This window comes from Myxococcus sp. NMCA1, assembly GCF_026810205.1.
Lineage (GTDB): Bacteria > Myxococcota > Myxococcia > Myxococcales > Myxococcaceae > Myxococcus > Myxococcus xanthus_A.
In genome coordinates this window covers 2,315,692-2,328,470 of sequence record NZ_CP113950.1, presented here as the reverse complement: position 1 = coordinate 2,328,470, position 12,779 = coordinate 2,315,692, and the positions used below count along the sequence as shown (strand labels likewise).

The 12,779-nt window shown below is 69.5% G+C and carries 14 protein-coding genes; 4 read left to right on the top strand and 10 right to left on the bottom strand.

Going from position 1 to position 12,779, the window contains the following annotated elements; genetic code table 11:
* Positions 1-11: 11 nt before the first annotated feature.
* From OZ403_RS10015 to OZ403_RS10005, 3 genes are read right to left on the bottom strand one after another with little or no spacing between them, the layout of a single operon-like run.
* Positions 12-716 (bottom strand): hypothetical protein, encoded by a 705-nt coding sequence (locus OZ403_RS10015; protein ID WP_140853565.1) that lies wholly within the window; start codon positions 714-716, stop codon positions 12-14.
* Entirely contained in the window at positions 713-1,489 is a 777-nt protein-coding gene (locus tag OZ403_RS10010; protein WP_174258708.1) for an outer membrane protein assembly factor BamD, read from the bottom strand. Before OZ403_RS10010 ends, OZ403_RS10015 begins: the two co-directional genes overlap by 4 nt.
* A gap of 10 nt (positions 1,490-1,499) precedes the next feature.
* On the bottom strand, positions 1,500-2,006 hold the full coding sequence (locus tag OZ403_RS10005) for a regulatory protein RecX (RefSeq protein ID WP_268784048.1): 507 nt from the start codon (positions 2,004-2,006) through the stop codon (positions 1,500-1,502).
* Between the two features lie 35 nt (positions 2,007-2,041).
* On the opposite strand from OZ403_RS10005, the gene OZ403_RS10000 reads away from it, so the two are divergent.
* Positions 2,042-2,779, top strand: coding sequence for a hypothetical protein (locus OZ403_RS10000; RefSeq protein WP_174258707.1), 738 nt, complete (start codon positions 2,042-2,044; stop codon positions 2,777-2,779).
* A gap of 50 nt (positions 2,780-2,829) precedes the next feature.
* Here the strand turns inward: OZ403_RS10000 and OZ403_RS09995 are convergent, their stop codons facing one another.
* The 4 genes from OZ403_RS09995 to OZ403_RS09980 form a co-directional block, all read right to left on the bottom strand.
* Positions 2,830-4,245 carry a type IV pilus twitching motility protein PilT gene (locus OZ403_RS09995; RefSeq protein WP_268784047.1) on the bottom strand — a complete coding sequence of 472 codons (1,416 nt, stop codon included), beginning with the start codon at positions 4,243-4,245 and terminating at the stop codon, positions 2,830-2,832.
* A gap of 133 nt (positions 4,246-4,378) precedes the next feature.
* Positions 4,379-4,780, bottom strand: coding sequence for a 30S ribosomal protein S9 (rpsI, locus tag OZ403_RS09990; RefSeq protein ID WP_140789134.1), 402 nt, complete (start codon positions 4,778-4,780; stop codon positions 4,379-4,381).
* A 14-nt stretch (positions 4,781-4,794) separates the two neighbouring features.
* Positions 4,795-5,241, bottom strand: a complete 447-nt coding sequence (gene rplM / locus OZ403_RS09985) for a 50S ribosomal protein L13 (RefSeq protein WP_140789133.1) — start codon at positions 5,239-5,241, stop codon at positions 4,795-4,797.
* 214 nt (positions 5,242-5,455) lie between these two features.
* Entirely contained in the window at positions 5,456-7,531 is a 2,076-nt protein-coding gene (locus OZ403_RS09980) for an ATP-dependent helicase (RefSeq protein ID WP_140789132.1), read from the bottom strand.
* Between the two features lie 127 nt (positions 7,532-7,658).
* Between OZ403_RS09980 and OZ403_RS09975 the strand changes: the two genes are divergently transcribed.
* Positions 7,659-8,141 (top strand): hypothetical protein, encoded by a 483-nt coding sequence (locus OZ403_RS09975; RefSeq protein WP_140796400.1) that lies wholly within the window; start codon positions 7,659-7,661, stop codon positions 8,139-8,141.
* 16 nt (positions 8,142-8,157) lie between these two features.
* A complete protein-coding gene (locus tag OZ403_RS09970; RefSeq protein ID WP_174258706.1) occupies positions 8,158-8,655 on the top strand; it encodes a caib/baif family protein in 498 nt (165 codons plus the stop codon).
* A gap of 24 nt (positions 8,656-8,679) precedes the next feature.
* Here the strand turns inward: OZ403_RS09970 and OZ403_RS09965 are convergent, their stop codons facing one another.
* Together OZ403_RS09965 and OZ403_RS09960 are read right to left on the bottom strand one after the other, a co-directional pair.
* Positions 8,680-9,867: a class I SAM-dependent rRNA methyltransferase gene (locus tag OZ403_RS09965; RefSeq protein WP_268784046.1), complete on the bottom strand. Its 1,188-nt coding sequence runs from the start codon at positions 9,865-9,867 to the stop codon at positions 8,680-8,682.
* A 5-nt stretch (positions 9,868-9,872) separates the two neighbouring features.
* Positions 9,873-11,009, bottom strand: a complete 1,137-nt coding sequence (locus OZ403_RS09960) for a metallopeptidase family protein (protein ID WP_268784045.1) — start codon at positions 11,007-11,009, stop codon at positions 9,873-9,875.
* A 208-nt stretch (positions 11,010-11,217) separates the two neighbouring features.
* Between OZ403_RS09960 and OZ403_RS09955 the strand changes: the two genes are divergently transcribed.
* Positions 11,218-11,790: a Maf family protein gene (locus OZ403_RS09955; RefSeq protein ID WP_268784044.1), complete on the top strand. Its 573-nt coding sequence runs from the start codon at positions 11,218-11,220 to the stop codon at positions 11,788-11,790.
* A gap of 21 nt (positions 11,791-11,811) precedes the next feature.
* On the opposite strand, the gene OZ403_RS09950 is transcribed toward OZ403_RS09955, so the two are convergent.
* Entirely contained in the window at positions 11,812-12,774 is a 963-nt protein-coding gene (locus OZ403_RS09950; protein WP_140873948.1) for a DHH family phosphoesterase, read from the bottom strand.
* Between the last annotated feature and the right edge of the window lie 5 nt (positions 12,775-12,779).

Genomic DNA, 12,779 nt, shown 5'->3' with positions numbered 1-12,779 from the left:
AGACGGCTAGCCTACATGAGGCTGGCAGAAAACAAGAATTCATCACCACTGAGCGACAACGAGAGTTGCCGCTGGCCCCGGGTGTCCACCGGCCGCGCCGGCAGCGCCCCCTGCAGGCGCCAATGCTCCGTCACCACCGCATCGTCCCGCTCCAGCCGGACGTACCACGCTTCCACCTGGTAACCCCGCGCCCGGACTTGGCGCAATTGCTCCCACTCCGGCCCGCCCACGCCGGGCGTGCCCGGTCCCGCCAGCCGCCCCAGGGACTCCGCGTCCGCCGCCTGGAGCGCCCTGCGGCGGGACTCCAATGCCGTCACCAGCGCCTGGAGCCGGGGCGCCGCCGTCGTCTCCGGCACCCAGGACCCGTTTCGCACCACGAAGGGTACCCGCTCCACGCCTGCCGTGCCCACCCGGGTGTCGCCCAGGGCGCCCTCGAAGTCGAGCGTGGCCTGCGCTTCCGCCCGCTGACCTCCAGGCGCCACGTTGACGGTGATGCGGGCGAAGCGGTGCTGCCGGGACGTCAGGGGCACCGGCGCGCCGGGGACGGGCAACGACAGGCCGCTGGATTCCGTCGCCTTGAGCGCGGTGATGATTTCCAGCTCGGGACCGGCCGCGGCGCCCAGGAAGCGTGGGACGAACAGGGCCAGGGTGGCGCCCAGCGCCAGGATGACGATGAGGCCGCCACCGAGGCGGCTCCAGTCCTGGGTCGTTCTCACGAGCCCAGCATACGCTGGGCGCGCTCCGCGGCGGGCGTGCCGGGCAGTCGACGCAGCACCTGGCGCAGCGTGTCCTGCGCCTTCTGCGTGTCATTCAGCTTCACGTACGCGTCGTGCAGGTCGAAGAGGGCCTCCTCCTCGTACTCCGTGCCCGGGTAGCGGCGCAGCAGCCCTTCCAGGCGCTGAGCCACGGCCTTCCAGCGCTCACGCTTCTGGTAGAACTGGGCCGCGTACAGCTCGTGCGAGGCGAGCCGGCGCCGGGCGTCCTCCCGGTGCGTCTTCGCCTCCGCCACGTACTGAGACTGGGGGTACTGGCGCAGGAACTCCTCCATGGCCACCAGCGCGGAGCGGATTTCGCCCTGGTCCTTCTCGCGGGACGGCGGCAGGGCGAAGAACTCGGAGGGGTAGGCCCGCACGTGGGTCATCGCGGAGCGGAAGGCGGCGTAGTCCACCTTGGCGTGCGTGGGGTGGAGCTTGATGAAGGCCTGGTACTGCTCCTTGGCCTCGGGGAAGGCGTCGCGCTCGAAGTCCACGTCGGCCAGCTTCAGCTCGGCCTCGCGGGCGGCCTCCTGGTACGGGAACTTCGTCCGGACGTACTCGAAGTACTTCTGGGCGCGGAAGAAGTCCTTGTTCTCCAGGGCCTCGGAGCCGAGCCGCAGGTTTTCATCGGCGACGGCGGCATAGTCAGGCTCACCGGCCTGGCCCTGCGTGAGGGACGCACACCCGGTACCGAACAGCAGGAAGGCGGACAGAAAGGCGACGGCGGAACGCATCCCCACCACGCTATTCCTCCGGCCCCGAGGGGTCCAGCGAAGCTTCTCCGAGCAACCGGTAGATGACGTCCTCCGAGAAGCCTCGGCTGTCCAGGAGCCGTCCTGCGCGGGCCCGCTCCTTGACCCCCAGCGGGCGGCCGAGCAGTCCCCGCTTCTCCAGCACCGCCCGCGCCGTGGCCAGCGCGTCGAAGGACACCGCGTCGCTCGCCTCGGAGATGGCCTGCTGGGCGGTCCCCTCCTCCAGCCCGTGCGCCCGCAGCCGATGCGCCACCGCATCTGGCCCCAGCCGGCCTCGGCCCAGGAGCAGGGTGGCTCGCTCGCACGCGAAGCGTTCGTCGTCCAGGTAGCCCCAATCCTTCACGCGGGCGAGCGCGGCTTCGCACACCGCTTCGGTGAAGCCCTTCCGGGCCAGGGCCTGCTCCAGCTCGCGGCGGCTGCGCCCGCGCATGGACAGGAGCTTCAGGCACGCGTCCGTGGCACGGCGAACAGCGTCGGGCCCTTCGTCCTCCGGATGCATGGCGGGATACCTAGCATGTGGTAACAGGCCCGGCCATGCACCCCGTACTCGCCCGCTTCCTCGCCGCCGATGCCGCTCGGGAGACGCTCCTCAAGCAGCAGTCGGGCGGAGACCTCTCTGTGGAAGAGCAGGCCTTCACCGACGCCGCCTCCGCGAACCCGAAGCACAAGTCGGTGCTGCTGGGCGTGGGCGGCCGCACCCTGTCCACCGATGCCCAGGCTTCGCTGGTGCTGCTGGCGGCCCACGCCGCGGTCCGCGCGCTAGACCAGGACGCCACCCTGGCGGAGCCCACGAAGAAGGCCCGCGAAGCCCTGGCCGAGGAAGGCGCCAGCCCGGAGGAGACGGACGCGTTCCTGGCCTCCATCCTCCTGGAGGAGGCCTTCGGCTACGAGCAGGACGTGGACGCGTTCGACAGCGAATACGTGAAGGAGTCGCTGGGCGAAGTGCCCGCGCTGGCCGCGCTCACCAAGGAGGCGGTGGACGCGCTCTTCCTCACGTTCGTGAAGGCCGCCGCCAACGACGCGGAGCGGAAGGTGCGTGAGGGCGTGGCCCGCGCCCTCTTCGACATCGCGTGGTCGGAAGGGCCCGCGCCCATCAACCCCGAGCACATGGAGGCCGTGCTCGACGCGGAGGTGGTGGACCGGCCCGAGGAGGAACAGGAGGCCAAGGTGCAGGCGACCGCGCAGCTGCTCCAGGCGCTGTCCAAGGAGGGCCTCATCGGCCCCATCCGCTTGTCCCGGCTGCGCGCCCTGCTGGGTGAGGACGACGCGTAGCAGCCGCGGCACGGAACGCCCTGCCCTTTCCGGGTGGGCGCCGTGAACCGCTAGAAGCGCTCGATCTGGAAGTCGTCGTCCCCACCTGCCGCGGCGGGTGCCGGGGCCGGAGCGGGCGCTGGCGGGCGCGCGGCAGGCGGCGCCATGGGACGCCCCACTGGCGCGCCAGCCGGAGCCCCCGGACGCATGGTCTGCGGCGGCGGAACGCCCGGACGCATCTGCTGCGGTGCCGGAGCCGCCGGGCGCATGGGCTGTGCCATGGGCGCCGGAGCAGGCGCGGCCTGTGGCGCCGGAACAGCCGTGGGCGCCCCCTTCTGAGCGAAGGCGGAGGAGCCGGGGATGGGCCGCGACTCACCGGGCTTCGAATCGAAGTTGTCCCACTTGGAGTCGGACGTGCCGCTGATGCCGGAGAAGCGCAGCGCGAAGTCGTCCGGGTTGGTGGCCTGCCGGTGGGCCTCCTCGTAGGTGACGAGCCCCTGCCGCACCAGACTCATCAGGGACTGGTCGAAGGTCTGCATCCCGTACGTGTCCGTGCCCTGGGCAATGGCGTCGTGGATCTCCTTCGTGCGGTCCTTGTCTTCAATCATCTCGCGGACACGGGCCGTGACGCGCAGCACCTCCACGGCGGCCACGCGGCCCTTGCCGTCCGCGCGCGGCACCAGACGCTGGGACACCACGGCCTTGAGCACGCTGGCCAACTGGAGGCGCACCTGCTTCTGCTGATGCGGCGGGAAGGCGGAGACGATACGGTTGATGGTCTCCGTCGCGTCCAGCGTGTGCAGCGTGGACATCACCAGGTGGCCCGTCTCCGCGGCGTGGAGCGCCGTTTCGATGGTCTCATGGTCACGCATTTCGCCCACGAGGATGACGTCCGGGTCCTGCCGCAGCGCGCTCTTGAGCGCCTGCGCGAAGCTCATCGTGTCCACGCCCACCTCGCGCTGGTTCACGATGGAGCGCTTGTCGCGAATGAGGAACTCGATGGGGTCCTCAATCGTCATGATGTGGCTGGTCTCGTTGGCGTTGATGTGGTCGATCATCGCCGCCAGCGTGGTGGACTTGCCGGAGCCCGTGGTGCCCGTCACCAGCACCAGGCCGCGCTCCTCACCGCAAATCTTGGCGAGAATCTGCGGCAGCAACAGGTCCTGGATGGTCATCACCTTGAAGGGAATGACACGCAGCACGGCGCCCACGGTGCCACGCTGCTGGAAGACGTTCACGCGGAAGCGCCCGAGCCCCGGCACGCCGTAGGCCAGGTCCACCTCGTTGCTCCCCTTGAACTTCTCCTTCTGGAACTCGTTCATGATGCCAAAGGCCATGCGCGCCACCTCCTCGGGAGGGAGGCGGCGGCCGTCCTTCAGCGGAACCAGCGAACCGTCCACGCGGAACATGGGCGGCAGGCCTGCCTTGAGATGAATGTCGGAGGCACCGCCGCGCAGGGCGATCTGGAGGATCTCGTTGAGTTCCATGAGCGGCGCAAATCCTACCAGACGCTCGCGCACGCATGCGATGGGGCGTGATGGACCCCGAAAACACATCGGCGGAGGCCCTCGGATGAGGACCCCCGCCGCGTGAGGACAACCCAGCTGCCGAGCGAGTGGCTTAGCGCTTGGAGAACTGGAACCGGCGACGCGCGCCCGGCTGGCCGTACTTCTTACGCTCGACCGCGCGAGCATCGCGGGTGAGGAAGCCGGCCTTCTTCAGCGCCGGACGGAACTCCGGGTTGAAGGAGCACAGCGCACGGGCGATGCCGTGACGGATGGCGCCGGCCTGGCCGGAGAGACCGCCACCCTTGACGTTGACCGTCACGTCAACCTTGCCCTTCTGCTCGAGGATCTCGAGGGGCTGGTTGAGGACCATCTTGGACGTCTCACGGCCGAAGTACTCGTTCAGCTCGCGGCCGTTGATGGTGACGAGGCCAGTGCCAGGACGAATCCAGACGCGGGCGGTGGCCTCCTTGCGGCGGCCGGTGGCGTAGAAACCGAGCTCTTGGTGGATGGGCATGGACGTTATCTCCCTTACGCCTCGACCTCGAACGCGGCAGGCTTCTGGGCCGCGTGCGGGTGCGTGTCACCTGCGTAGACCTTCAGCTTCGTCATCATCTGGCGGCCCAGCGCGTTGCGCGGAAGCATGCGCCGCACGGCGTTGATGATGATGTCCTCGGGGTGACGCTGGCGGAGCTTCTCCAGGTTGGTGACCTTCAGGGCGCCCGGGAAACCCGCGTGCGGGTGCCGGTAGTACATCTTGTTCTGCTCCTTCGTACCCGTCACCTTCACCTTTTCGGCGTTGATGACGACCACGTGGTCGCCCGTGTCAATGGACGGCGTGTAGATGGCCTTGTGCTTGCCCTTCAGCAGGGTGGCAATCTGGCTCGCCGCGCGGCCCAGCACCTTGTCGGACACGTCGATGACGTGCCACTGGCGCTTGATGTCCCCAGCCTTCGCGCTGTAGGTCTTCTGCGACATTTCGTGCACTCCAGACTTCTCGCGGCCGCCGTGTGCATTCCAGGGACCGCTGCTCGTGCTTAATCAACCGCGGGTCGACCGTGAAAACTTCACGGAGGCCCGGAAAGGCCGACCGTCCTAGTGGGTGTGGCGGATCAAGTCAAGGTCACACCGCACCAGACGCCCGGATTCCCCGATCACCCCCGCCCCAACGCCCCCTTCAGGAGGCGGGCACCTACCTGGCTGCTCCCCCAGACGGCCCGGTGCCACCCGGAGGCGATCCCGGAATCCCGGGTTTCTTGAAGCGCTCCTTCAAGTTGGCGAAGAAGTTCTTCTCCTCCGTGGTCGGAGGCCCCTGACGCGGTGCGTCCAACTCCACTATCTCAATCACCTCCGGAGGCAGGTCCTCCAGGAAGCGCGAAGGCGTGCGGGGCACCTCCTTGCCGCGCTTCACGCGGGTGGCCGCGCGGGTGAGGTAGAGGACCTCCTTGGCGCGGGTGATGCCCACGTAGCAGAGGCGCCGCTCCTCCTCGAGGTTCTGCGCCTCGCCCTGCATGCCTCCGTGGGGCATCAGGTCCTCCTCCATGCCGATGAAGAAGACGAGCCGGTACTCCAGGCCCTTGGAGGCGTGCACCGTCATCAGGGTGACGCGGCGGTTGGCGCCCGGCACCTCCTCCTCCTCCTGCCGGGTGTCCAGGCTCAGGCGGTTGAGGTACGTCGGCAGGCTGGCCTTGGGGCCCTCGCGCTTCTCGAAGTTCTCCAGCGAGTTGAGGACGCCGTCCACGCCCTTCAGCTTCTTGTCCGCGGCGGTGGCGCTGGTCGCGTGGGCGCGGGTGGCCTCGCGGAAGCCAATCTCCTCCAGCAGCTTGCGCGTCACGTTGGCCAGCTGGCCGTGCTCGTACGCGGCGCGGTAGCGCTCCACCAGGTCCACGAAGTCCATCACCCGGGCCCCGGCCCCCGGCGGCAGGTCCTCGTAGTCGGCGGCCTTCTTCATCACCGTCCACAGCGTGACGCCCTCGCCCCGCGCGTGGACGTTCAGTCGCTCCATCGTCACGTCGCCAATGCCGCGCGAGGGCACGTTGACGATGCGCAGGAGCGAGATTTCGTCCAGCTTGTTCACGATGACCTTGAAGTACGCGATGACGTCCTTCACCTCGCGCCGGTCGAAGAACTCGCTGCCGCCCACCACCTCGTAGCCGATGTTCTTCTCCCGCAGCGTCTCCTCGATGGGGCGGGACTGGCCGTTGGTCCGGTAGAGCACGGCGATGTCGTCCGCGGAGATGCCCAGGGCCATGTGCTTCTGGATTTCGTGCGCGACGAAGCGGGCCTCCTCTTCGTCATTGGGACACGTCACCACCTTCACCTTCGTGCCCCCTGTGCGGTCGGTCCACATCTGCTTGGCCTTGCGCTCTGGGTTCTTGGCGATGACGGCGTTGGCCGCGTCCAGGACCGTCTGGACGGAGCGGTAGTTCTGCTCCAACCGGACCTCCTTCCCTCCCGGGAAGAGGCGGTCGAAGTCGAGGATGTTGCGCACCTCCGCGCCGCGCCACGAATAGATGCACTGGTCGTCGTCACCCACCGCGCACACGTTGCGGGAGCGGCCCGCCAGCAGCTTCAGCAGCTCCAGCTGCGCGGTGTTGGTGTCCTGGAACTCGTCCACCAGCAGGTAGCGGAAGCGCTTGGTGTACTTCTCGTAGAGGTCCGGATGCTCGCGCAACAGGCGCGCGGGCAGCAGCAGCAGGTCGTCGAAGTCCACCGACCCCTGCGCCTTCAGCGACAGCTGATAGTCCGGGTACACCATGTGGGTGATGAGGTCGTAATCATCCCCAATCCCCTCCGGCTTGGGCTCCGGCGCCTTGCCGGAGTTCTTCGCCTTGGAGATGAGGTTGAGCACCTTGCGCGCGTCGAACGAGCGGTCGTCGATCTTGTGCTCGCGCATGGCGCGCCGGATGTTGGCCAGTTGGTCGCCCATGTCGGCGATGGCGAACTTCTTGGGCCAACCCAGCCGGTGGATGTCCTCGCGGAGCATCTCCGCGCCAAAGGCGTGGAAGGTGCACACCAGCACGCCCTGCGCCCGAGGTCCCGCCATGTGGACCAGGCGCTCCTTCATCTCCGTGGCGGCCTTGTTGGTGAAGGTCACCGCCAGGATGTTGCGGGCCATGATGAGGCCCGGCCGCTCGTTGAGCAGGTGGACGATGCGGTGGGTGATGACGCGAGTCTTGCCGCTGCCAGCGCCTGCCAGCACGAGCAGCGGTCCCTCGATGGTGACCACGGCCTCGCGCTGCGGAGGATTGAGCTTCGAGAGGTCCATTGCGCGCGGGGCGGGGATACCCTTTGATTCGTTCGTGCGCGACTCTTTTTTCCCCAGGCGCTCTGGCGCTGTTCTCGCATTCGTCCTGGGCACGGGATGCCTCGGCGAGTCCGGCTCGTCCCCGGAGGTGACACCCGAGGTGTCGGCGGAGAACGCGCCCTGCGTGTACTTCAAGCAACTGGCGCCCTTCCTTCCAGAACGGCTGGACGGCTTCACGGTGGCGCACACCCAGGGCTCCACCGGGAAGTACGGCGAGGTGTCCGTCTCCGAGGCCGAGCGGCTCTACACCCGAGGTGAGGGACGCGAGGTGAAGGTGCGCATCGTGGACACCACCATGGGCGAGCGCATTGGCAAGGCCATCCAGGAGGCCGCCGACCGCTCCCGGGGCAAGGCGGCCAGTGACCCGTCCGCCCCCATCCACCTGGACGACGCCGTGGGCTTCGTGCGGTACGACGCGGAGGAGTCCGTGGCCGAAGCGAACCTCCTTGTGGGGGGGCGCTACGTGGTTGCCGTCACCAGCCGGGGATTTCCGGGTACGGTGGAGGTGCGCCGGGTGGCGCGCGGCATCGACCTTGCGGGACTGGCTCGCCTGAGGCCCGGTCCGAACTGATGAAGGAGTGTCCCAGGTGGTGAAGGACAAAGGAACGCGGCCCGATAAGGCGGACCTGGTCGCGCAGGAGAAGGCGGCGCGGGAGCTGGTGTCCACCCTGGGCAAGCGGGAGTTCCTGGATCAGTTCCAGAAGCTGGCCAAGAGCTTCGCGTCCGACCCGGGCAACCCCGGCTCCTACGCGTGCGAGGGCTGTCAGCGCTGCGCCAACTGCATGTTCTGCAAGGACTGCGACAGCTGCTTCACGTGCACGCACTGCACCCGATGCGAGCTGTGCAACAACTGCTCGCACTGCGTGGACTGCAAGAGCTGCAACGCCTGCGCGTACTGCGTCCAGAGCGAAAACTGCTCCACCAGCGCGTACCTGGTGCTGTGCCGCAACCTGCAGGACTGCAACTACTGCTTCGGCTGCGTGGGCCTGGCGAAGAAGGACTTCCACATCCTCAACGTGCCCTTCCCACGGACGGAGTACTTCAAGGTCGTGGGCCGGCTGCGCAAGGAGCTGGGGATTCCATAGGCCCCAGCCCCTCCCCTTCGCTCGCTAGAGGGCGCGCACGTAGAGGGCCTTCAGGTACTCCGTCTCCGGCAGCCCGGCCAGCACCGGGTGGTCCAGCCCCGCGCCCCGCCGCTCCAGAATCTGCACCGGCCGCTTCGCATCCGCGGCGGCCGCCAGCACCATCTCCTCGAAGGCGGCGCGGTCCAGCTTGCCGGAGCAGGAGCAGGTGACGAGCAGCCCGTCCGGCTTGAGGCAGCGGAAGGCGCGCAGGTTCAGCTCGTGGTAGGCGCGCAGCGCGGTGGCCAGGCCCTCACGGCGCTTGGCCAGTCCGGGCGGGTCCAACACCACGGTGTCGAAGCGGCGCCCGCTGGTGTCGAAGCGGCGCAGCACGTCGAAGGCGTTGGCGTTCTCCACGGTGACGTTGGCGCGGCCGTTGGCCTCGGCGTTGGCCTTGGCGCGCGCGGCGGCCTTCTCGTCCTGCTCCACCGCCAGCACGGACGTGCAGGTGCGTGACAGCGAGAGCGCGAAGCCGCCGTGGTAGCTGAAGAGGTCCAGCGCGTCGCCGCGCGCCAGCTCCCCGGCCCGCAGGTGGTTGTCCACCTGGTCCAGGAAGGCGCCCGTCTTCATGTCGCCCTGGAGGTCGACCTCGAAGCGGTTCTCCCCCTCGTGGTAGGTGAAGCGCGCGGCGCCCTCGCCGTGCAGCAGGCGCGCCTCGCGGGACAGGCCCTCGAAGTCACGGCCGGAGGCGTCGTCCCGGCACATGACGTGGGTGGCGCCGGTGAGCTCCACCAGCATCTTCGCCAGCGTCTCCTTGCGCGCATCCATGCCCTCGGAGAGCGTCTGGAGCGTGAGGCCCTTTCCGTAGCGGTCCACGAAGAGGCCCGGGAGCTGGTCCGCCTCGCCGTGCACCAGCCGCAGCCCGTCACGGCCGGACAGGAATGCCCGGCGCGCCAGGGCGGCCTCCAGGCGGCGGCGGAAGAAGGCGTCGTCCACCGGCTCCTCGGCGGGCCCCTTGCGCGTCAGCAGGCGCAGCGCCAGGGGCGAGCGGCGAGCGTAGAGCGCCTGGCCAATGGGATTGCCCTGGGAGTCCACCACCAGCACCACGGCGCCGGCGCCCTTCACGTCGGGCGGGGCGGCGATTTCGGTGCGGTACACCCAGGGATTGAAGTGCCGCAGCGAGCGCGCCCCCTTTGGGGTGACGCGCGCGACGGGCAGGGCTGCATGGGGGGGCATCAGGCTCACTCCAGGCCGCGAGCGGCCAGTTCTTCGTCGTCCTCGCCGCGAAGGTGCCCGATTTCGTGCAGCAACGTCACGCGGATCTGCTCGCGAAGTTCCTCAGGCGTCCGGACGGCGCGCGCCAGGTTGCGGCGGTAGAGCACCACGGAGCGGCACGGCACCTCGGAGCCATCACAGGGCTCAGCCAGCGGAGGGCCCCGGAAGAGCCCGAGAATCGTGGGCGACAGCGGCGGCTGGTTGGCCAGCAGGTCCGCGTCCGCGGGCAGTTCCTCCGCCGTGACGGGCACGCCGTCCAAGTCCCCGCGCATGTCCGTGGGCAGCTCGGCGACGGCCCTCTCCACCTCTGCGCGGAAGTCCTCCTCCGCGGGCAGCGGCGGCTCGGGGAAGTCGTCCGGCGCCAGCGTGCGCGCCTTGTCGAAGTGGCCCTGCGCCTGCTTCCACTTGCCCTCGCGCTCCAGCAGGAGCCCCAGGTGGTGATGGGCGTGCGCGGCCCGCTCCGGGTCGTCGACGAGGCTGGTGAAGGCGGTGCGGGCCTCGCGGAAGCGGCACAGCTCGAAGAGGGCCAGGGCGCGCTCGTAGAGGGCCTCGCGGCTGCCGGGGTTGCGCGCGAGGACGATGGCCGAGTGCGCCAGCGAGGACTCCGCCTGCCCCAAATCGTTGAAGGCCATGGCGGCCACCAGCGCGAGGTGCGGAATCAGCTCCGGGGGCGTGTTGGGCTGGGACAGGCCGCGCTCGGCGTAGAGGGCGCCCAGCTCGTCCCGCTCCCGGGTGGAGGGCAGCTGCACGGCGTACAGGTGCGCCGAGCCCAGAAGCGCGGACGGGTCCCCTGGGTCGATGGCGAGCGCCCGCGCGTAGGCGAGCTGCGCCTCTGTCTCGCGGCCCAGGGCGGCCAGCGCCACGCCGCGCTCCGCGTGGGCGGCGGCCAGGTCCGGCTCCAGCGCGGCGGCCTGGGCGGCGCAGGACAGTGATTCCTCGAAGCGGCCGTCCTCGAAGTAGCGGCGCGACGCATCCAACGGGGCGGCGCCGTCCGAGCGGCACACGGCCAGCGGCTGCATCCGGTGAGTGGCGTCCTCCAGGGGCGGTGCGGGACGCACGCTGGCGGTGGGCGCCCCGGCGCCAGGCGCGCTGAGGGCGGGCACGGCCGGACAGGACGCGTCCGGCGCTTCAGAGGCCGGAGGGCCGCGCTTGCAGGCAGCGATGAGGAGACAGAAGGCGAGCAGACCGCGCCGCGACATGGGCCGCTAGGGTACGGCATCACCCCGTGGCCGGGAAGCCGAGACGTGCACGCCCGCTTGCTGACGCGACCGGACACCCACCCGCCCCGCACTGCACTAGGTTGCCCATCCCATGAGCGAATTGATTCTGGCCTCCACGTCGAGCGCCCGGCGGGCCCTGATGGATGGACTGAGGCTGCCCTACCGCGCCGAGGCCCCCGGCGTGGACGAGCTCGTAGCCCCACACCTGTCGGTGACGGAGGCCGTGCGGGAGCTCGCGTCACGCAAGGCCCGCGCGGTGCATCAGCGGCACCCGGAGGCCTGGGTGCTGGGCGCGGACCAGCTCGTCGAGGTGGCGGGCGAAGTCCTCTCCAAGCCCGTGGACCGGAACGCGGCGCGCGAGCAACTGCGCAAGCTGGTGGGCAACACCCACGCCATCCACACCGGGGTGTGCCTGGTGGGCCCCGGAGGCAAGGTGCTCGAAGCAGTGGAGACGGCCCGGCTGACCTTCTACCCGGTGAAGGAGGAGGAGCTGGAGCGATACCTCGACCTGAACGAATGGGAGGGCTGCTGCGGCAGCTACCGCGTGGAGGACGCCGGACAGGCCCTGTTGGAGCGGCTCGACGGCGACCGCTCCAACGTGCAGGGCCTGCCCATGGTGACGGTGGTGCGACTGCTGCGGGAGGCGGGCTTCCGGTTCTTCTGAGCGCCGCTGACGCCCGCGCCGTCACGCGTCGGAGGACAGCTCCGCGAGAATCTCCGCGTAGGCGGCGCGCGCCTTGTCGGCCTGGTCCGCCTTGAAGCTCACCGCGGCCACCACCGGGTGTCCGCCGCCGCCGTAGCGCCCCGCGATGGCGGACAAATCGTGCCGCCGCAGCTCCGGCTTCCACGGGTTGGAGCCGATGGACACCTTGGCCCGCGAGGCGCCCTTCCCCACCCACAGCGTGTAGCGCGCGTCCGGGTAGAGGGCATAGGCGATGAACTTGTTGAGGCTGTCCACGCCCTCGTCCACCAGGTCGAAGAAGACGACGCCGCGCTCGTAGCGCGCCCGGGCACGCACCAGCTCGATGTTCGACTGGTGGCGCGCCAGCAGCGGCGCCAACGGCGTGGCGATGAGCGGCGAGGCGGCGATGTCCGCCAGCGACTCGGACTGCATGCGGCGGATGACCTCGGGGATGAGGCCCGGGTCCTTGTTGGCCTCCAGCACCGTCATGATGCGCAGCGCGGGCTCCTCCAGCGCCACCGCCATCTGCGGCGAGGGGAACTGGGCCCCATCGATGATTTCCGCCCAGTGGATGAGGTCCGCCAGGGGCGACGCATCCCAGCCGAAGCGCTCCCGGGCCACGTCCGCCAGGTACTTCGTGCAACTCTTGCGGTGCGCGTCGTGGAACTTGCGCCCGCTGGTGTCCGCGCGGAAGTGCGCCTCGTCCCCCGGCTGCTGGAAGGCGGAGGCGTGGTGGTCGAACCACCAGGTAAGCCGCGCGTCCTGGCTGTAGCGGAAGTCGACGATGACATTCTCCTCGCCGGTGAACACGGCCGGATCGATGCCCTCGGCGCCCGGCTTGTGGTTCAAACCGAGGTACCGGAAGGCCGCCTCCGGACGGATGCGCTCCCGGTAGAAGCGGGAGAACACGGCCGCGCTCGCGGCGCCGTCGAAGCAGCTGTCGTGAAAGAGGACCTGGACGTTCATGGCGA